16 protein-coding genes and 1 pseudogene are annotated in these 18,221 nt (G+C 68.4%); 10 read left to right on the top strand and 7 right to left on the bottom strand.

Going from position 1 to position 18,221, the window contains the following annotated elements; all coding sequences use genetic code 11:
• Positions 1-38 precede the first annotated feature (38 nt).
• A complete protein-coding gene (locus tag NPJ82_RS00410) occupies positions 39-1,247 on the top strand; it encodes an LL-diaminopimelate aminotransferase (RefSeq protein WP_112384145.1) in 1,209 nt (402 codons plus the stop codon).
• Positions 1,247-2,647 carry a M20/M25/M40 family metallo-hydrolase gene (locus NPJ82_RS00405; RefSeq protein ID WP_342657987.1) on the top strand — a complete coding sequence of 467 codons (1,401 nt, stop codon included), beginning with the start codon at positions 1,247-1,249 and terminating at the stop codon, positions 2,645-2,647. The genes NPJ82_RS00410 and NPJ82_RS00405 overlap by 1 nt, the downstream gene beginning before the upstream one ends.
• Here the strand turns inward: NPJ82_RS00405 and NPJ82_RS00400 are convergent.
• Positions 2,644-4,568 (bottom strand): annotated as a pseudogene (locus tag NPJ82_RS00400) (potassium transporter Kup). The gene NPJ82_RS00405 and the pseudogene NPJ82_RS00400 sit on opposite strands and share 4 nt — an antisense overlap.
• Before the next feature lie 162 nt (positions 4,569-4,730).
• Here NPJ82_RS00400 and pdeM point away from each other — a divergent pair.
• Positions 4,731-5,393: a ligase-associated DNA damage response endonuclease PdeM gene (pdeM, locus tag NPJ82_RS00395; RefSeq protein WP_342657986.1), complete on the top strand. Its 663-nt coding sequence runs from the start codon at positions 4,731-4,733 to the stop codon at positions 5,391-5,393.
• A gap of 196 nt (positions 5,394-5,589) precedes the next feature.
• On the opposite strand, the gene msrA is transcribed toward pdeM, so the two are convergent.
• From msrA to pabB, 4 genes are all read right to left on the bottom strand, one after another.
• Entirely contained in the window at positions 5,590-6,237 is a 648-nt protein-coding gene (gene msrA, locus NPJ82_RS00390) for a peptide-methionine (S)-S-oxide reductase MsrA (RefSeq protein WP_342657985.1), read from the bottom strand.
• 131 nt (positions 6,238-6,368) lie between these two features.
• A complete protein-coding gene (locus NPJ82_RS00385; RefSeq protein WP_160146735.1) occupies positions 6,369-6,506 on the bottom strand; it encodes a hypothetical protein in 138 nt (45 codons plus the stop codon).
• A gap of 168 nt (positions 6,507-6,674) precedes the next feature.
• On the bottom strand, positions 6,675-7,874 hold the full coding sequence (locus tag NPJ82_RS00380; RefSeq protein ID WP_267347856.1) for a pyridoxal phosphate-dependent aminotransferase: 1,200 nt from the start codon (positions 7,872-7,874) through the stop codon (positions 6,675-6,677).
• Between the two features lie 69 nt (positions 7,875-7,943).
• Positions 7,944-9,686: an aminodeoxychorismate synthase component I gene (gene pabB / locus NPJ82_RS00375; RefSeq protein ID WP_342657984.1), complete on the bottom strand. Its 1,743-nt coding sequence runs from the start codon at positions 9,684-9,686 to the stop codon at positions 7,944-7,946.
• Between the two features lie 83 nt (positions 9,687-9,769).
• Between pabB and NPJ82_RS00370 the strand changes: the two genes are divergently transcribed.
• Positions 9,770-10,432, top strand: coding sequence for an MBL fold metallo-hydrolase (locus tag NPJ82_RS00370; RefSeq protein WP_342657983.1), 663 nt, complete (start codon positions 9,770-9,772; stop codon positions 10,430-10,432).
• Positions 10,433-10,442: 10 nt separating this feature from the next.
• Here the strand turns inward: NPJ82_RS00370 and NPJ82_RS00365 are convergent, their stop codons facing one another.
• Positions 10,443-12,080 carry a M28 family metallopeptidase gene (locus NPJ82_RS00365; RefSeq protein WP_342657982.1) on the bottom strand — a complete coding sequence of 546 codons (1,638 nt, stop codon included), beginning with the start codon at positions 12,078-12,080 and terminating at the stop codon, positions 10,443-10,445.
• Between the two features lie 223 nt (positions 12,081-12,303).
• On the opposite strand from NPJ82_RS00365, the gene rpmF reads away from it, so the two are divergent.
• The 6 genes from rpmF to NPJ82_RS00335 all read left to right on the top strand — a co-directional run bounded on the left by rpmF (position 12,304) and on the right by NPJ82_RS00335 (position 16,531).
• Complete coding sequence (rpmF, locus tag NPJ82_RS00360) at positions 12,304-12,483, top strand: 50S ribosomal protein L32 (protein ID WP_112384151.1); 180 nt, start codon at positions 12,304-12,306, stop codon at positions 12,481-12,483.
• A 32-nt stretch (positions 12,484-12,515) separates the two neighbouring features.
• Entirely contained in the window at positions 12,516-13,544 is a 1,029-nt protein-coding gene (gene plsX / locus NPJ82_RS00355; RefSeq protein ID WP_342657981.1) for a phosphate acyltransferase PlsX, read from the top strand.
• A complete protein-coding gene (locus tag NPJ82_RS00350; RefSeq protein ID WP_112384153.1) occupies positions 13,541-14,509 on the top strand; it encodes a beta-ketoacyl-ACP synthase III in 969 nt (322 codons plus the stop codon). Before plsX ends, NPJ82_RS00350 begins: the two co-directional genes overlap by 4 nt.
• Positions 14,510-14,597: 88 nt before the next feature.
• The gene (locus NPJ82_RS00345) at positions 14,598-14,894 is read left to right on the top strand and encodes an integration host factor subunit alpha (protein WP_112384154.1); all 297 of its coding nucleotides are present in this window, start codon (positions 14,598-14,600) and stop codon (positions 14,892-14,894) included.
• Positions 14,895-14,899: 5 nt separating this feature from the next.
• Positions 14,900-15,235: a MerR family transcriptional regulator gene (locus NPJ82_RS00340; RefSeq protein WP_342657980.1), complete on the top strand. Its 336-nt coding sequence runs from the start codon at positions 14,900-14,902 to the stop codon at positions 15,233-15,235.
• Positions 15,236-15,304: 69 nt separating this feature from the next.
• Positions 15,305-16,531: an MFS transporter gene (locus tag NPJ82_RS00335; protein WP_342659041.1), complete on the top strand. Its 1,227-nt coding sequence runs from the start codon at positions 15,305-15,307 to the stop codon at positions 16,529-16,531.
• Here NPJ82_RS00335 and NPJ82_RS00330 read toward each other — a convergent pair.
• Entirely contained in the window at positions 16,509-18,035 is a 1,527-nt protein-coding gene (locus tag NPJ82_RS00330; protein WP_342657979.1) for a peptide chain release factor 3, read from the bottom strand. The two genes, NPJ82_RS00335 and NPJ82_RS00330, sit on opposite strands and share 23 nt — an antisense overlap.
• Positions 18,036-18,221: the final 186 nt, after the last annotated feature.

The raw sequence follows: 18,221 nt of genomic DNA, 5'->3' as shown, positions 1-18,221 counted from the left end.
GCGGCTATGGGGGGTGAGTTCCCAACAAAGAGGATACCATGTCCGAAGAGTTCTACCGCATCCGCCGGCTGCCGCCCTATGTCATCGCCGAAGTCAACGCGATGCGGGCCGCGGCGCGCGCGCGCGGCGAGGACATCATCGACCTGGGCATGGGCAATCCCGACCTGCCGCCGCCGCAGCATGTGCTGGACAAGCTGATCGAGGTGACGAGCAAGCCCGACGCGCATGGCTATTCGCAGTCCAAGGGCATTCCCGGACTGCGCCGGGCACAGGCCAATTATTATGGCCGGCGATTCGGCGTCGACCTCGATCCCGAGACGGAAGTCGTGGTGACGATGGGGTCGAAGGAGGGGCTTGCGAGTCTCGCCACGGCGATCACCGCGCCGGGCGACGTGATCCTGGCGCCCAATCCGTCCTATCCGATCCATACCTTCGGCTTCATCATCGCGGGTGCGACGATCCGTGCGGTGCCGACGACGCCGGACGAGGCCTATTTCGAGAGCCTGAAGCGGGCGATGGAGTTCACCATCCCGCGGCCGTCGGTGCTGGTGGTCAACTATCCGTCCAACCCAACCGCGGAGACGGTGGACCTGGCATTCTACGAGCGGCTGGTGGCGTTCGCGAAGGACCAGGGGCTGTGGATCCTGAGCGACCTGGCCTATTCCGAGCTATATTATGACGGCAATCCGACGCCGTCGATCCTGCAGGTGAAGGGCGGCAAGGACGTGGCGGTGGAATTCACCTCGCTGTCCAAGACGTACAGCATGGCCGGGTGGCGCATCGGCTTCGCGGTGGGCAACCGCAAGCTGATCGCGGCGATGACGCGGGTGAAATCCTATCTGGATTACGGCGCGTTCACGCCGATCCAGGCCGCCGCCTGCGCCGCGCTGAACGGGCCGCAGGACATCGTCGAGAAGAACCGGCAGCTGTACCACAAGCGCCGCGACGTGCTGGTGGAAAGCTTTGCCCGGTCGGGATGGGATATCCCGTCGCCGCGCGCCTCGATGTTCGCCTGGGCGCCGTTGCCGCCGGCGCTTGCCCATCTCGGCAGCCTGGAATTTTCCAAGCAGTTGCTGACCGAGGCCAAGGTCGCGGTGGCGCCGGGCGTCGGATATGGCGAGAATGGCGAAGGCTATGTGCGGATCGCCATGGTCGAGAACGAGCAGCGCCTGCGGCAGGCGGCGCGCAACGTGAAGCGCTATCTGCAATCCATGGGGGTCAATACGCCGGGCGCCAAGGCGGGCTGATGCACCGGTGGCGGGCGTTGGCGGCGGCGGCGATCTGCGCCCTGTCCGCCAGCGCCGCCGCTGCGCAGAACCGGCCCGATCAGCGGGCGTTCCTGGAGCTTTACAAGGAACTGGTCGAAACCGACACGACCCTGTCGGCGGGTAGCTGCACGCGCGCGGCCGGGCAAATCGCGGCGCGCTTGCGGGCGGCCGGGTTTCCGGACGATGCGATCATGACCTTCGCGCCGCCCGATCACCCGCGCGAGGGCGGGGTGGTGGCGGTGTTGCCGGGCAGCGATCCGGCGTTGCCGGCGGTGTTGCTGCTCGGGCATCTCGACGTGGTGGAGGCCAGGCGGGCGGACTGGACGCGCGATCCGTTCACGCTGGTCGAGGAAGACGGCTATTTCTATGGCCGCGGCACGTTCGACGACAAGGCGCAGGGTGCGGTCTGGGCAGATACGATGATCCGGCTGCGGCCGCTGACACCGCGCCGCACGGTGAAGCTGGCGCTGACCTGCGGCGAGGAAACGACGTTCGCCTTCAACGGGGCGGAGTGGCTGACCAGAACGCGGCCCGACCTCATCGCGGCGGGGTTCGTACTGAACGAGGGCGGGGGCGGGCGCTACGGTGCGAACGGCCGGCCCGATATACTGGCGGTGCAGATCGGCGAGAAGGCCGCGCAAAATTACACGCTGACCGCAACTCATTCCGGCGGGCATAGCGCGCAGCCGACGGGGGACAATGCGATCTACGCGTTGGTGGGGGCGGTGCAGGCGATTCGCGAGCATCGCTTCCCGGTGTCGTTCACGGTGACGACGCGGGCGTTCTTCGCGGCGATGGCGCAGCGGGCGGGGGCAGAGATGGGGGAGGCGATCAGGCGGCTGCTCGCTGATGCGGGCGACACCGAGGCCGATGCCATCGTCAGCCGCGACAAGACGTTGCAGGCGGCCTTGCGCACCACCTGCGTGCCGACCTTGCTGAGCGCGGGACATGCCGAAAACGCGCTGCCGCAGCGGGCGACCGCGAACATCAACTGCCGGCTGCTTCCGGGCGAAACGGTGGAGGGGGTGCTGGACACGCTGCGCGGCCTTGCGGGGCCCGAAGTGGTGGTGACCGCGAACCAGCCGATCCGCCCCACCGCGGTGCCGCTGGCGCCGGACCCTGCCATCCTGGCGCCGATGACGCAGGTGGCGAAGCGGCATTTTCCGGGTGTGCCGGTCGTGCCGATGATGTCGGCCGGAGCGACGGACGGCATCTTCTTCCAGGCGATCGGCATCCCCGTATACGGCGTGCCGGGCATGCTGATCGACGGCGACATGTCGGGCATCCACGGCCGCGACGAGCGGATCCGAGTAAAGGCCCTTTATGCGGGGCGCGATTACCTGTTCGACCTGGTGAAGGCCTATGCGGGTGTGCGCTAGACGGTGACCTGTTCGCCCAGTTCCAGCACCTTGCCGGGCGGAATGCGCAAGAATTCGGTGGGGTCGGCGGCGTTGCGCTGCAGAAACATGAACAGCCGGTCCTGCCAGGGGGGCATGCCTTTCTCCGCCTCCGGCTTCAGCGTGTTGCGGCCGATGAAGAAGCTGGTCTTCATGGGGTCTAGGCCGAGCGCGCGCGTTTCGATGCCCAAATCCTGCGGCACGTCAGGCGATTCCATGAAGCCGTAGGTGAGAGTGACGGTCGAGAAATTGTCGTCCAGTCGTTCCTCGCGGACGCGTTCGGAGGGGGGGACGACGGGGCGGTCGGCGGTGCGGACGGTGGCGATCAGGTTGCGGGCGTGCAGGACCTTGTTGTGCTTGAGGTTGTGGAGGAGCGCGCCGGGGGCGGCGGCGACGTTGGCGGTGAGGAAGACGGCGGTGCCGGGGACGCGTTCGGGGGGCGTTTGGCGAGCGCGGCGGCAAGGTCGGCGAGGGGGATGGACTGACGCCGTTCAAAGGCGGCGACGATGCCGCGTCCGCGCACCCAGGTGTAGATGACGAGGCCGACGCCGGCCCCGACCAGCAGCGGCACCCAGCCCCCTTCGATCACGCGCAGGATGTTGGCGCCGAAAAAGATCAGGTCGAGCGCGAGAAAGGGCAGGATCGCCGCCAGCGCGAGCCCGCGCGACCAGTTCCAGCGGTGGCGGACGACCAGATAGGCAAGGCAGGTGGTGACCACCATCGTGCCGGTCACCGCGATGCCGTAAGCCGCGGCCATCGCGGAGGATGTCTTGAACTGCACCACCAGGATCAGCACGCCGGCGAGCAGCAGCCAGTTGATCGCGGGCAGGTAGATCTGGCCCTGGAACGCAGCCGAGGTCTGGCGGATGCGCAGGCGCGGCAGGAAGCCGAGCTGGATCGCCTGCTGGGTGAGGGAAAAGGCGCCGGTGATGACCGCCTGCGCCGCGATCACGGTTGCCATGCCGGCCAGGATGACGAGCGGCGCGCGCAAGGATTCGGGCGCCATCAGGAAGAACCAGTCCTGATTGGTGAAGGCGGTGCCGTCGATCCGGGCCCGCTCCAGCGCGGCGAGCGCGAAGGCGCCCTGGCCAAGATAGTTGAGGGTCAGCGCAGGGAAGGCGAGCAGGAACCAGCCGAGCCGGATCGGCAGCTTGCCGAAATGCCCCATATCGGCGGTCAGCGCCTCCGCCCCCGTGACCGTCAGGAAGACCGCGCCCAGCACGAACAGCCCGGTGACGCCGTGGGTGGCGAGAAAGGCGATGCCATAGCCGGGCCAGATGACGCGGAAGATCGAAGGTTCGTCGGCGATATGCGACAGCCCCAGCCCGCCGATCGCGAGGAACCACAGGATGCAGACCGGGCCGAAGAGGCGCGATACCTGTGCGGTGCCGCGCGACTGGATCAGGAACAGCGCGATCAGGATCGCGATGGTGCACAGGCGGATGGTGCCCTCGTCGAACATCGCGGCGGCGCCCGGAATGGTGCGCAGCCCCTCCATCGCGGACAGGACCGACAAAGCAGGGGTCAGGATCGCATCGCCGTAGAAGAGCGAGGCGCCGGTCGCCCCCAGCACCAGCGCGATGCGCGAGCGGATGCCGAGCGCACGGCGGGCGAGCGCGGCAAGCGCCAGGACGCCGCCCTCTCCCTGATTGTCGGCGCGCATCAGGAAGGTGACATATTTGACCGAGACGACCAGGATGAGCGTCCAGAGCGCGAGGCTGAGCACGCCCAGGATCTCGCTGGGGTCGATGCCGTCGGCGGCCGACTGGGCCAGCGCCTCGCGAAAGGCATAGAGCGGGCTGGTGCCGATATCGCCGAAGACGACGCCGAGCGCACCGATGGTGAGCGCGGCCAGCGCCGGGCGGTGGTGGCCGTCGCCGCTGCGTTCGATGACGGGCGACACGTGCCGCCCTGATGTCGCGCCGGTCGCGTCTGCCGTGATGGCCACTTGCACCCCCCTGTCGAAAGGACGGGGCGCTTTACGCCCGTTGCAAACCAACGCAAGTTGTTTCGCAACTGCGGCATCATGCTTGATTTGTCCGCGCATGGCGGGCAGGGCGGTGGCATGGTTCCCCTTTCGTTCGGCGGACATGCATTTCAGGCGACGGCCGAGGGTGCGCTTTACTGGCCGGCGCGCGGCGCGCTGCTGGTCGCCGACCTGCATCTGGAAAAGGGCAGCTGGTACGCGGCACGCGGCCAGATGCTGCCGCCCTATGATTCGCTGGCGACGCTATCCGCGCTGACCGCGCTGGTCGAGCGGACGGCGGCGCGCGAGATGTGGTGCCTGGGCGACAGTTTCCACGATGTCGGCGGTTGCGACCGCCTGCCGGACGATGCGCAAAGCATGTTGCGCAGCCTGACCGGCGACCTCGCCTGGACATGGATCACCGGCAATCACGATCCCGCGATCCTGGACCGGTGTGGCGGCGAGGTGGCGGACGAGATGGTGGTGGACGGCGTGGTGCTGCGCCACGAGGCAGCGGCGGCCGAGTCGCGGCCGGAAATGTCGGGCCATTTCCATCCCAAGCTGCGATTGCGGGTGCGGGGGCGCAGCGTGGCGCGACGCTGTTACGTCGCAACGGGGACGAAGCTGATCCTGCCGGCGTTCGGCGCGCTGACCGGGGGGCTGGATGTGACGCATCCGGCGATCCGGCAGGCGGTGGGCGGGGCTGCGCAGGCGCTGGTGCCTGTGGAGGACCGGTTGCTGCGCTTCCCGGTTGCCGCCTGAGGGGCGGTCCGTGCCGGCGCTGACCCCTATCCGTTTGGGCCGGGGGAAGATCACGTAGCCCGGTGCGGACGTATCCCCGGCTTGTATCGGGGCATGGCTCCGCGCTTCAACCTGTCTCTCGATACACCGTCTCGGTACGCGGCTGTGCCGCTACTCGACGGTTACTCGAGACGAACGGGATGGGGTGGGATGGCTGCTATCGCACAAGCATAGGCAAACCGGTGCGCAGGGCGGCGACCTTGGGTTTGTCCCAGGCGACGATATAGGGGTGCGTCGGGTTTCGGTCGAAGAAGCGCTGGTGATAGGCCTCGGCGGGGAAGAAGCGGCCCTGTTCGATGCGCGTGGTCAGCGGCTTGCGGAAGGCGGGCGCGATTTGCGCCATGTAGGCGCGGGCGACGCGCATCTGGTCCGGGCTTTGCGGGAAGATGGCGGAGCGGTAGCTGGGACCGCGATCGGGACCCTGGCCGCCGACCTGGGTCGGGTCGTGCGCGATGGCGAAGAAGACACGCAGCAAGGTGCCGTAGCGGATTTGCGCGGGATCATAGGTGATCCGGACCGCCTCGGCATGGCCGGTGCGCTCGGTGGAGACCTTCGCATAGCTGGCATCGGCCGCGGTGCCGCCGGCATAGCCCGCGGTCACGGTGCGCACGCCCTTCAGCTGGCGGAACACCGCCTCCACGCCCCAGAAGCAGCCGCCGGCGAACACCGCGGTCTGGGAGGCGGGGGTTGGCGGCACGTCCAGCGCCGGTTGCGGCAGCGGCACGACATGCTCGCTGCGGGCGATTCCTGCCGGGAGGGCGAGGAGCGCCAGCGGGGTGGCGACGATCAGGAGCATGCGGATCATGCCGGAAAGATGGGGAATGGCACCGGATGCGCCAAGCGTTCGTCCCGTAGCGTGCTTTTCCACCAGGGACGCCCCCCGCGCGATCATGTCGGCGGGGTTTTGCCTGCCGCGCCGGGCAGGCGGGGTGGATGTTAGCGGATCGCCTCGACCGGTGCACGCGTCGGTGCGTTGACCGCCTCGGCCGTGTGGAATGCCGCCAGACTGATCGCCCCCAGCACGAAACCGCCGGCGAACTGCCAAAGGAAGCTGGACTTGATGAGGCTGCGCATGGATCACCCTTGATTCTTGGGCTGATCCCCTTGGAAACAGCCGGTCTTTCGGCCGCCAGATGGGATGATCCGACGACGCTCGCAATATCGTTTATAGAAACACAGCATTAACGGCACGTGGCTGTGCCGTTAATGTCACGGTTAGGATGTCGGGTGGGCGTTACGCCGTCAGCGCAGCGCCGCGCAGGCATCCTGGATGCGGGTGCACGCTTCGCGGAGCAGGGCGTCCGACGTCGCGTAGCTGATCCGCATCGCGGGCGACAGGCCGAAGGCGGCACCCTGCACCGCCGCGACCTTGGCATCGTCGAGCAGATAGCCGACGAACGCCTCGTCATTGTCGATGCGCTTGCCCGAGGGCGTGGTCCGGCCGATCAGCGGCGCAAAGGACGGATAAACGTAGAAGGCGCCTTCCGGCGTCGGGCAGGTCATGCCCTCGATCTCGTTCAGCATGCCGACCACGAGGTCGCGGCGCACCTGGAAGGCGGCGTTGCGCTCCTGAAGGAAGGACTGGTCGCCGGTCAGCGCCGCGGTGGCCGCAGCCTGCGCGATCGAGCAGGGATTGCTGGTCGATTGCGACTGGAGCTTGGCAATCGCCTTGATGAGCCAAGGCGCGCCTGCCGCGAAACCGATGCGCCAGCCGGTCATCGCATAGGCCTTGGAACAGCCGTTGACGGTCAGCGTGCGCTCGTACAGCTCGGGGCAGACCTGCGCGATGGTGGCGAAGCGGAAGCCGTCATACACGATATGCTCGTACATATCGTCGGCGAAGACCCAGACATGCGGGTGGCGCGCGATGACGGCGCCCAGCGCCTTCAACTCGTCGGCGGTGTAGCCGGCGCCGGTCGGGTTGGACGGCGAGTTGAGGATGACCCACTTGGTCCGCGGAGTGATCGCGGCGTCGAGCGCCTCGGGCGTCAGCTTGTACTGCTGTTCCGGGCCGGCGGCGACGATCACCGGCTTGCCGCCGGCGAACTGGACGACATCCGGGTAGCTGACCCAATAGGGGGCGGGGATGACGACCTCGTCACCCGGATTGACCGTGGCGACGATGGCGTTGAACAGCGTGTGCTTGCCGCCGACGTTCACCGTGATCTGGTCGGGGGTGTAGGTCAGCGCGTTGTCGCGCGCGAACTTGGCGGCGATCGCCGCCTTCAGCTCGGGCGTGCCGTCGACATTGGTGTATTTGGTCTTGCCGTCGCGAATCGCCTGGATCGCGGCTTCCTTGACGAATTCGGGGGTATCGAAATCCGGCTCGCCCGCGCCCAGCCCGATCACGTCCACGCCTGCGCGCTTCAGCTCGAACACGCGCGAGGTGATCGCGAGCGTGGGAGAAGGGCTGATACGGCCGAGCGCGTCGGAAGGCTGCATGGACACGGGTGTTCCCCTATCGAATGGAGGCGGGCCAGAAAGGCGGGGGCGCCATAGCGCCAACGCGGATCAATCCGCAACCGTTGCCCGCATCAAACCGCGCAGGGCGTTGCCGAGCCACGCCCCCTGCGCAATATCGTTGCGCGTCAGCCGCCCCTCGACCGCGCGGCCGCTGTCGACCAGTTCGGCGCGCAGGATGCCGGGGAGCAGCCCGGCGGCGAGCGGCGGGGTGACGAGACGGCCGCCCTGCTCCACGAACAGCGAGGTGAAGCTGCCTTCGGTGAGCGACCCGTCGGGGGCCTCGAAGATCACCTCGTCGGTGCCTGCGGCGATGCGGGCGGCATCGTAAAAGGCGCGGTCCGTGGTCTTGTGGCGGAGGCGCAGATCGCCGGGGGCGACGGGCAGCGGCACGACCGCTGCGCGCAGCGGCTGGGCCAGCGGGGGCGGGAGTGCGCTGCATTCGATTGCGATGGCGCCGGAGGCGGCGAGCAGCAGGCGGACACGCGAGGGCGCGCGCAGGCGGAAGGTGGCGGCCTGAAGCTCATTGCGGGCATCGTGGCGGTCGAAGGCGAAGCCGAGTGCGGTGGCGCTGGCCTTCATCCGCGACAGATGGCGTTCGAGATGGAGCAGCCCTTCCATGGGATCGAAGGCCATGGTCTCGATCAGGTCGAAGGGCGGATGGGCGGGGCGGAGGAAGGCGGCCTTGGCCAGGCATTCGTCCCATTCCGCCACGACATCCGAATCGGCAACGACACCCGAGCCGAGGCCGATCGTCGCCCGGTCGCCGTTCAGCACCAGCGTGCGGATCGCCACGCTGAACGCGGCGTCGCCATCCGGTGCGACATGGCCGATCGCGCCGGTATAGGCGCCGCGCGGGCTCGCCTCCATCTCGCCGATCGCCTGCATCGCGCGGATCTTGGGCGCGCCGGTGATCGACCCGCACGGGAACAGCGCGGCCAGCACGTCCAGCGTATCGCGACCGGGGGCCAGCTCGGCGGTGACGGTGGAGACCATCTGGTGGACGGTCGGATACCGCTCGACGGTGAACAGGTCGGGGACGGAAACGCTGCCCGGCACCGCGACGCGCGACAGGTCGTTGCGCATCAGGTCGACGATCATCAGGTTCTCGGCCCGCTGCTTGGGATCGGCGGCAAGGGCGTCGGCGGCGGCACGGTCGGCGGCGGGATCGTCGACGACGCGCGCGGTGCCCTTCATCGGGCGGCAGGTGAGGCGCCGGCCGTCGCGCGCGAAGAACAGTTCGGGCGAAAGCGACAGGAGCACGGTGTCGCCGGTATGGACCACCGCCCCCCAGCCGGCACGCGCGCGGGCACGCAAGCCGGCATAAAGGGCGAGCGGATCGCCGGCGATCGGCGCGACCGCGCGAAAGCTGAGATTGGCCTGATACAGGTCGCCGGCACGGATCAGCGCCTGCACGTCGCCGAAGCGTTCGGCATAGGCGGCGGCGTCGATCTCGGGAACCGGCGCACCGATCCAGGCGCCGGCGGGGTCGGGCAGGAGGGCGGCGACATCCTCGACCGGGCGGGCGTCGGCGAACAGGCCGAACCAGGCGAGCGGCTGGGGCGCGGGGCGCGGGGCGATGCGGGCCTCGAACGCGGGGGCCGCTTCGTAGGACAGGAAGCCCGCGGCGTGCAGCCCTTGCGCGCCTGCCTCGCGGAGCGCCGCCAGCAGCGCGGGGATGTCGGCGGGGTCGTGCGCGGCCAGGATGCGGACGGGATCGGCATAAAGACGCGCGGGCGCACCACCGGGCCGGGCGTCGTCGAGAAGCACGAAGGGCGCATGGGCCAGGGTCATCGCACCCCAACCCATGCACAGCCGATGCACATGGAGGCAAGCACCGATTGCTGCACGGCGCCGGGCGGCCTATCTGCGGGGGCATGACGAACCCCCCTTTGCGCGCGGCGATCGTGCCGGTCACCCCGCTTCAGCAGAACTGCTCGATTGTCTGGTGTACGGCCACGATGAAGGCCGCGGTGGTCGATCCCGGCGGCGACCTGCCGCGCATCCGCGACGCGATCGCCCGCGCCGGCGTGAGCGTGGAAAAGATCCTGCTGACGCACGGCCATATCGATCATGCCGGCGGTGCCAAGGCGCTGGCGGACGAGCTGGGCGTGCCGGTGGAGGGGCCGCACGAGGCGGACCGCTTCTGGCTGGCGCGGCTGGACGAGGACGGACAGGCTTACGGCATCCCCGCGCAGGTGGTGGAGCCGTCGCGCTGGCTGGTCGAGGGCGATACGGTAACGATCGGCGAACTGGTGCTCGACGTGTACGAGACGCCGGGGCACACCCAGGGGCATGTGATCTTCCATCACCCGGCATCGGACTTCGCGCTGGTCGGCGACGTGCTGTTCCAGGGATCGGTCGGCCGGTCGGACATGCCCGGCGGCGATCACGAGCAACTGATCCGCTCGATCGTGACCAAGCTGTGGCCGCTGGGCGACGCGACGGCGTTCATTCCCGGGCACGGGGCGCCCAGCACCTTTGCGCACGAGCGCGCGTCCAATCCGTTCGTCGGGGACCGGGTGCTGGGCGCCGGGTAAGCGCCGGGGGTCAGGGTTGGCGCGACCGGTTGCGAATCGCCTTGAACTCGGAGCCGGCGCGCCATTCCGGCCAGGCGCGGCTGGTGCCCAGATCGCGACCGATGCGGTGGAACAGGGCGACGTCGGCCGCAGCGCCGGTCAGGTCCCATTTCGCGTCCCAGGCATCGCAGGTCTGGTGATAGCAGCGCATATAGCCGTCCAGCCATGCCTGACCTGCGGGGCGGCCGCCCTGCACCAGATCGGGCGCGCCGCTGATCGCCATCAGCAGCAGCGTCGGCACGCCGCGCCGGGCGAGCGAGAAATGGTCGGCGCGGTAGAACAGGCCGCGTTCGGGCAGCGCCTCGGGCGTGACGGTGCGGCCTTGCGCGGCGGCGGCGGTGCGCAGGCGGTCCTCCAGATCGTTCTGCCCGTCGCCGACCAGCATCACGTCCCGCGCAGGCCCGGCGGTCTGGAGAATGTCCAGCGTCAGGTTGGCGACCGTCTTGGCGACCGGATAGACCGGGTGGACGGCATAGGTTTCGGAGCCGAGCAGTCCGCGCTCCTCACCCGTCCACAGCGCAAACACGAGGCTGCGGTCGAGCTTCGGCCCCTTGGCAAAGGCACGGGCGAGTTCCAGCACGCCGGCGGTGCCGAGCGCATCGTCGTTGGCGCCGGGGCGGATGGTGCGCCCCTCGGCATCCGGGGCGCCGCGACCATAGGCGTCCCAGTGGGCGCCGAACATCACCACCTCGTCGCCATGCCCCTTGCCCGGCCACCGGGCGAGGACGTTGCGGCTTTCCGCCCGCTCGACGCGGACGGGAATGTCGGCGGTGAAGCGCTGGCCCTTCAGTTCGACCGGGCGGAAATCGGCACGACGCGCCGCCACGCGTTGCTGCGCCAGATCGAGGCCGGCGGCCTGGAACAGACGGGTCGCGGCGGCGCCCTCGAGCCAGCCCTGGAGCAGCACGCGACTCGCGGGATCGCTGCGCACGATATCGTAATTCTCCCCGGCCGGGGCGGTGACCGTCGCCCAGCCATAGCCGGCACCGGGCGTGTCGTGGACGATCAGCGCGGCAATGGCGCCCTGGCGCGCGGCTTCCTCGAACTTGTAGGTCCAGCGGCCATAATAGGTCATCCGGCGATCGCCAAACTTGCCCGCCGCATCCTCGCCCGGCTTCGCCTCGAAATCGGGATCGTTGACCAGGAAGACCGCGACCTTGCCCTTCAGGTCGACGCCCTTGAAGTCGTTCCAGCCGCGATCCGCGGCATCGACGCCGTAGCCGACGAACACCATCGGCGCGTCGGCGATCGCGACGCGGTCGACCGGGCGGACGGTGGAAACGTAGATCTCCTGCCCCTGACGCAGCGGCGTGGCGGCGACCCGCATCTGCCCGGCACCCAATTGGGTGCGGATCAGCGGCACGGGTTGCGTCCACTGCCCCCCGGGGCCGCCGGGTTCGAGGCCCATCGCCTTGAACTGCGCGACCAGCCAGTCGAGCGTCTTCGCTTCCCCCGCGGTGCCCGGCGCGCGACCCTCGAACGCGTCGGAGGCCAGGGTGCGGACATCGGCGGACAACCGCTGCGGCGAGATCGGGTCGGCCGGCGTCGTGGCGGCCAACAGGAAGGCGGGCAGCAGGCTCGTCGCTGCGAGCAGAAGGGGCTTGGGCATGCGGGCAAAAATCTCCGTGGGGCAGGCGGATCGACGAAAAGACGCCGGGTCAGCGTCCTGCCAGTGGGCGCATATGCTTGCAACATGCGCAAATCTCGCTATAGGCGCGGGGCTTCGCGATGCGTCCGGCTGGGGTGCTCACGCGGTCGGGCATCTTGTCCGGGCGCGCAATGGGTGCTGACGGCGGGGCCTTCACCCATGTTTGATCGAATAAGGTGCCGCAATGGCCGTTCCCAAGAGAAAGACCTCCCCCTCCAAGCGCGGCATGCGCCGCAGCCACGACTCGCTGTCGATCGAGTCGTTCCAGGAGTGCCCGAACTGCGGCGAACTGAAGCGTCCGCACAATCTTTGCACCGCCTGCGGTCACTACAACGGCCGCGAGGTCATCTCGGTCGAGGGGTAAGTCCTCTCCGACTCGAGGTTCAAGGATGAATCATGGCCGATAATGCCTGGATCGCCGTCGACGCAATGGGCGGCGACGACGGGCTGGCCGTGATGCTGGCTGGCGTCGCCCGTGCGCGACGCCAGTTCGAAGGCATGCGTTTCCTGCTGGTTGGCGACGAGGCCCAGATCGCGGAAGGGTTGAAGACCCATCCGAACCTGACCGCGGCGTCCGAGATCGTCCACGCCCCCGAGGTGGTGGGATCGAGCGAGAAGCCGAGCCAGGCGATCCGACGCGCCAAGCGCACCTCCATGGGCATCGCCATCGATCTGGTGAAGCAGGGGCGCGCCGCCGCGGCGGTTTCGTCCGGCAACACCGGCGCGATGATGGCGATGGCCAAGCTGTCGCTGCGCATGTTGCCCGGCATCGACCGGCCGGCGCTCGCCGCGCCGATGCCGACGCTGGGCGACAATGACGTGGTGATGCTGGACCTCGGCGCCAACACCGAATGCGATGCCCGCAATCTGGTGCAGTTCGCGGTGATGGGCGCGGCCTATGCCCGCACCATCCTGGACCTGTCCTCGCCGCGCGTCGCGCTGCTGAACATCGGCAGCGAGGACCAGAAGGGCACCGACGAGATTCGCGAGGCGGCGGCGCAGCTGCGCGGCGACACGCATCTGCCGCTGACCTTTGCCGGCTTTGTCGAGGGCAACCACATCTCGCGCGGCGAGGTGGACGTCATCGTGTGCGACGGCTTTGCCGGCAATATCGCGCTGAAGACCGCCGAGGGCACGGCGCGATTCGTCGCGGACCTGTTGAAGCGCGCCTTCCGTTCGTCGGTGCGATCCAAGATCGGTTTCCTGATCTCGCGCCCCGCGACGCAGTTGCTGCGCGACCATCTGGACCCCAACAACCATAATGGTGCGGTTTTCCTCGGGCTGAACGGCCTGGTGGTGAAAAGCCATGGCGGCGCCACCGAACTGGGCGTGGCGACGGCGATCGGCAATGCGGCCAAGATGGTGCGCGCCGACCTGACCCGGCGCATCGCCGAGGACCTGCGCAACTTCGAGGCCGCGGCATGATCCGTTCGCTCGTCACCGGCACCGGATCGGCCCTGCCGACGCGGCGCGTGTCCAACGCCGAGCTGGCGCAGCAAGTCGACACCTCCGACGAATGGATCGTGGAGCGTACCGGCATCCGCTTCCGCCACATTGCCGGGCCGGAGGAAACCACCGCGACGCTGGCGGCCGATGCGGCCAAGGCGGCGATCGCGGCGGCCGGACTGTCGGCGCAGGATATCGACCTGATCGTGCTGGCGACCGCGACGCCGGACCAGACCTTTCCGGCGACCGCCACCAAGGTGCAGGCGATGCTGGGCATCCGCGATTGCGTCGCGTTCGACGTGGCGGCGGTGTGCTCGGGCTTCTTGTACGCGGTACAGGTGGTCGATTCGATGCTGCGCACCGGCGTCCATGCCCGCGCCCTGGTGATCGGGGCGGAAACGTTCAGCCGCATCCTCGACTGGGAAGACCGCACCACCTGCGTCTTGTTCGGCGACGGCGCGGGTGCGGTGGTGCTGGAGGGGCGCGAAAGCGACGCCGAGGGCGGCCGCGGAATCCTGGCGACCCGGCTGCATGCCGATGGCCGGCATAACGACCTGCTCTATGTCGATGGCGGCCCCTCGACCACGGGCACGGTCGGCAAGCTGCGCATGAAGGGACGCGAGGTGTTTCGCCATGCCGTCGTCAATCTGGCGGCCGTGATGGAGGAATCGCTGGGGCTCGCCGGCCTGACCTCGGCGGATGTCGACTGGGTCGTGCCGCATCAGGCCAATGCGCGCATCCTGGACGCGACCGCACGCAAGCTGGGCCTGTCGCCGGACAAGGTGGTGGTGACGGTGGACCAGCATGCCAATACCTCGGCCGCGTCCGTGCCGCTCGCCCTCGACACGGCCGTGCGCGACGGACGGGTGCGGGAAAACGACATCGTGGTGCTGGAGGCGATGGGCGGCGGCTTCACCTGGGGCGCTGCGGTGGTTCGTTTCTGAACAAAATTTTATTCGTAGATTTCAATAAATCCCTTTCGGTCCTATTTACCTGTGTGATAGCAACGATTGCGTCATAGTTGGGGATAGGATGATGATCGGGGGCACTCTCACACGCGCGGACCTGGCCGAAGCATTGCACCATGAGGTGGGTTTGTCGCGCACCGATTCGTCGCAGCTGGTCGAACAGATCCTGGACGAGATGTGCGATGCGCTGGCACGCGGCGAGAACGTCAAGATTTCCGGCTTCGGCACCTTCGTGCTACGCGACAAGGGCGAGCGGATCGGGCGCAATCCCAAGACCGGGATCGAGGTGCCGATCGCACCGCGCCGGGTGCTGACGTTCCGCGCCAGCCAGATGATGCGCGATCGCATCATCGCCGGCTGACGGCGATGGCCGTCGCGTCCTCCGGCAAGGCGGATCGCGCGTTTCGGACGATCGGCGAACTCGCCAGGGAAACGGGGCTGCCGCAGCACATGCTGCGCTATTGGGAAACGCGGTTTCCGCAGCTCAAGCCGCTGCAGCGGGCCGGCAACCGGCGATATTACCGGGCCGAGGATGTGGCACTGGTCCGCCGCATCGATCGCCTGCTGCACCAGCAGGGCTATACGATCCGCGGCGTCCAGCAGCTTCTGGATATGGAGGCGGAGCCGGATATGGTGGCGACGCTGCGCATCATCCGCCACGGACTGGCAACCGCGCTGGCGTGCGACATACAGGCGCGATAGCATCGGCGGATGACCGCTTCCCCATCATCGCACCGGCACGCACCCAATCGTCCATGGGTCGTGCTGGCGATGTTGCTGCTCGTCTACAGCCTGAACTTCCTCGATCGGCAGATTCTGGGCATCCTGGCCCATCCGATCAAGGCGGAGTTGCGGCTTAGCGATACGCAGCTGGGGGCGCTGGGCGGGATCGCCTTTGCGCTGCTCTATTCCACCCTGGCGGTGCCCCTCGCGATCGTTGCGGATCGCACCAGCCGAAGCTGGGTGGTGACCGGATCGCTGGCGGTATGGAGCGGCTTTACCGCGCTGTGCGGGCTGGCGACGGGGTTCTGGCAGCTTTTCGCGTTCCGGGTCGGCGTGGGGGTCGGCGAGGCGGGGGGCGTGGCGCCCTCCTATGCGATGATCAGCGACAGCTTCCCGCCGGAGCGACGGGCGCGGGCGCTCGCGATCTATTCGCTGGGGGTGCCGCTGGGGCTGGCGGCAGGGGCGCTGCTCGGAGGAACGCTGGCCAAGGCGGTGGATTGGCGCACCGCGTTCATCGCGGCGGGCGCGGCCGGCCTCGTGCTGGCGCCGATCTTTCGCTGGGTGGTGCGCGAGCCCGTGCGACGAGCAAACCCGGTGCGGATGCCGGTCGGCGCGGTCTTCGCGATCCTGGCGCGCAAGCCGAGCTTCTGGCTGCTCGGCTTTGCCGCGGCATCGAGTTCGCTGTGCGGCTATGGGCTGGCCTTCTGGGTACCCTCCGTACTGGTGCGCAGCCTGGGGTTCGATCTGGGGCAGGTGGGCCAGTTCGTCGGATCGCTGCTGCTGATCGGGGGTAGCGCGGGGGTACTGGCGGGGGGCTGGCTGGGGGACCGGCTGGGCGCGCGTGACCGGGGCTGGTTCGCACGGTTGCCGGCGCTGGCGTGGATGGTGACGGTGCCGCTGTTCGCAGGCGGGCTGCTGGTCGATTCGCCGACGCTGGCCTGGGCGCTGTTCCTGGTGCCGCACGGCCTCAACATCCTGTGGCTGGGGCCGGTGACCACCGCGATCCAGCATCTGGTGCCCGCGGAGATGCGCGCCACCGCCTCCGCCTCGTTCCTGCTCATCAACAACCTTGTCGGGCTCGGCCTGGGGTCGCTGGTGATGGGGGCGCTGTCGGATGCGATGACGGTGCGGTTCGGGGCGGATGCGCTGCGCTATGCCGCGGTGGGGACGCTGGGCTTCTACCTCGTCGCCGCGCTGCTGGGCTTGTTGGCGGTGCGGCCGCTTCGGCGCGACTGGTGGGTGGAGGACGGCGTCACCGCTCGCGGGTCGCCATGAAGCGGACCTTGGAATAGCGGTCGGCGATATAGCCGACTTCCCAGGCGGACTTGGCGAGGAAGACCGGATTGTCGTCGCGGTCGCGCGCCATCGCCGAGCGGTTCAGGTCGGCGAAGTCCTTCAGATCGGCCGGATTCTCGGCAGACACCCAGCGGGCGGTGTCGAACGGCGCCGGCTCCAGCCCGGCGGCCACCTTGTATTCCGCATCGAGGCGCGAGAGCAGCACGTCGAGCTGAAGCTGGCCGACGACGCCGATGATCCAGTTCGAGCCGATCTCCGGATAGAAGACCTGCGTCACGCCCTCTTCGGCCATGTCGTCCAGCGCCTTGCGCAACTGCTTGGTCTTGGTCGGATCCTTCAGGACGACGCGGCGCAGGATTTCGGGCGCGAAATTGGGGAGGCCGGTGAAGCGGATATCGGCGCGTTCCGACAGCGTATCGCCGACGCGCAACGTGCCGTGATTGGGGATGCCGATGATGTCGCCCGGATACGCCTCGTCCGCGACTTCGCGATTCTGCGCAAAGAAGAGGATGGGGGAGTGGACCGCGATCGGCTTGCCATGGCCGGTCGGCGTCAGCTTCATGCCGCGCTTGAAGGTGCCCGAACACAGCCGCATGAAGGCGATGCGGTCGCGGTGCTGCGGGTCCATGTTCGCCTGCACCTTGAAGACGAAGCCGGTGACTTCTTTTTCATCCGGGCTGACGGGTGCGGGCTCGGCAGGCTGGGGACGCGGGGGCGGCGCGAAATCGGCGAGCGCGGCGATCAGCTCGGACGGGCCGAAATCCTTGAGCGCGGACCCGAAATAGACCGGCGTCAGGTCGCCATTGCGATACGCCTCGCCGTCGAAGGAGGCATAGCCGGCCTGGGCTAGTTCGATCTCCTCGGCGATCGCATCGGGAAGCGTCGGCGCCTCCTCCACCTTGCCCTGGAAGGTGCGGCTGTCCCCCTCCGGCCGGCTGACCCGGTTGGTGGTGAGGTCGAGGATGCCCTGGAACTCGCCACCCATGCCGACGGGCCAGCTCATCGGGCAGACGTCGAGCGCGAGGATATCGGCGATCTCGTCGAGCAGCTCGAAGGGCGGCCGCCCCTCGCGATCGACCTTGTTGACGAAGGTGATGATCGGGACCGAGCGCAGGCGGCAGACCTCGAACAGCTTCCTCGTCTGCGCCTCGATGCCGCGGGCGGCGTCGATCACCATCACCGCCGAGTCGACCGCGGTCAGCGTGCGATAGGTGTCCTCCGAAAAATCCTCGTGCCCCGGCGTGTCGAGCAGGTTGAAGGTCACGCCGTCCCGCTCGAACGTCATCACCGAGGAAGTGACGGAGATGCCGCGCTGCTGCTCGATCTTCATCCAGTCGGAACGGGCGCGGCGATTGGCGCCGCGCGCCTTCACCTCGCCGGCGAGATGGATCGCGCCGCCGAAATAGAGCAGCTTTTCGGTAAGCGTCGTCTTGCCCGCGTCGGGGTGGGAGATGATCGCAAAGGTGCGGCGGGGGGAGGTCATGCGCGGGCTCGGATCGGCAAAAGGTTAAAAGTGGACACTACGTCCCCCCGGCCGTGTCCACTTCCGCAGACCCTGCACCGGGCAGGGGCGAAAAAGGGGGAAGGCGTGCGTCCGTTCACTTGGTAGCCTGTTGCAGAAAACGGGCGTGTAGGACAGCGTTTGTTCTCGTGTGAGGGGGTGGGGTGG

The sequence above is a fragment of the Sphingomonas sp. NY01 genome (assembly GCF_038809135.1).
Classification (GTDB): Bacteria; Pseudomonadota; Alphaproteobacteria; order Sphingomonadales; family Sphingomonadaceae; genus Sphingomonas; species Sphingomonas carotinifaciens.
Note: the sequence above shows the minus strand (reverse complement) of the source record. Positions and strands in the feature narration are given on the sequence as shown.

What these genes read in the sequence shown, in the direction of transcription:
- NPJ82_RS00365 (WP_342657982.1), bottom strand. Translation starts at nt 12,080, where the DNA reads ATGCCCAAGCCCCTTCTGCTCGCAGCGACGAGCCTGCTGCCCGCCTTC.
- NPJ82_RS00335 (WP_342659041.1), top strand. Translation starts at nt 15,305, where the DNA reads ATGTTGCTGCTCGTCTACAGCCTGAACTTCCTCGATCGGCAGATTCTG.
- NPJ82_RS00345 (WP_112384154.1), top strand. Translation starts at nt 14,598, where the DNA reads ATGATGATCGGGGGCACTCTCACACGCGCGGACCTGGCCGAAGCATTG.
- NPJ82_RS00405 (WP_342657987.1), top strand. Translation starts at nt 1,247, where the DNA reads ATGCACCGGTGGCGGGCGTTGGCGGCGGCGGCGATCTGCGCCCTGTCC.
- NPJ82_RS00380 (WP_267347856.1), bottom strand. Translation starts at nt 7,874, where the DNA reads ATGCAGCCTTCCGACGCGCTCGGCCGTATCAGCCCTTCTCCCACGCTC.
- NPJ82_RS00370 (WP_342657983.1), top strand. Translation starts at nt 9,770, where the DNA reads ATGACGAACCCCCCTTTGCGCGCGGCGATCGTGCCGGTCACCCCGCTT.
- NPJ82_RS00340 (WP_342657980.1), top strand. Translation starts at nt 14,900, where the DNA reads ATGGCCGTCGCGTCCTCCGGCAAGGCGGATCGCGCGTTTCGGACGATC.
- NPJ82_RS00410 (WP_112384145.1), top strand. Translation starts at nt 39, where the DNA reads ATGTCCGAAGAGTTCTACCGCATCCGCCGGCTGCCGCCCTATGTCATC.
- plsX (WP_342657981.1), top strand. Translation starts at nt 12,516, where the DNA reads ATGGCCGATAATGCCTGGATCGCCGTCGACGCAATGGGCGGCGACGAC.
- NPJ82_RS00330 (WP_342657979.1), bottom strand. Translation starts at nt 18,035, where the DNA reads ATGACCTCCCCCCGCCGCACCTTTGCGATCATCTCCCACCCCGACGCG.
- NPJ82_RS00350 (WP_112384153.1), top strand. Translation starts at nt 13,541, where the DNA reads ATGATCCGTTCGCTCGTCACCGGCACCGGATCGGCCCTGCCGACGCGG.
- pdeM (WP_342657986.1), top strand. Translation starts at nt 4,731, where the DNA reads ATGGTTCCCCTTTCGTTCGGCGGACATGCATTTCAGGCGACGGCCGAG.
- msrA (WP_342657985.1), bottom strand. Translation starts at nt 6,237, where the DNA reads ATGATCCGCATGCTCCTGATCGTCGCCACCCCGCTGGCGCTCCTCGCC.
- NPJ82_RS00385 (WP_160146735.1), bottom strand. Translation starts at nt 6,506, where the DNA reads ATGCGCAGCCTCATCAAGTCCAGCTTCCTTTGGCAGTTCGCCGGCGGT.
- rpmF (WP_112384151.1), top strand. Translation starts at nt 12,304, where the DNA reads ATGGCCGTTCCCAAGAGAAAGACCTCCCCCTCCAAGCGCGGCATGCGC.
- pabB (WP_342657984.1), bottom strand. Translation starts at nt 9,686, where the DNA reads ATGACCCTGGCCCATGCGCCCTTCGTGCTTCTCGACGACGCCCGGCCC.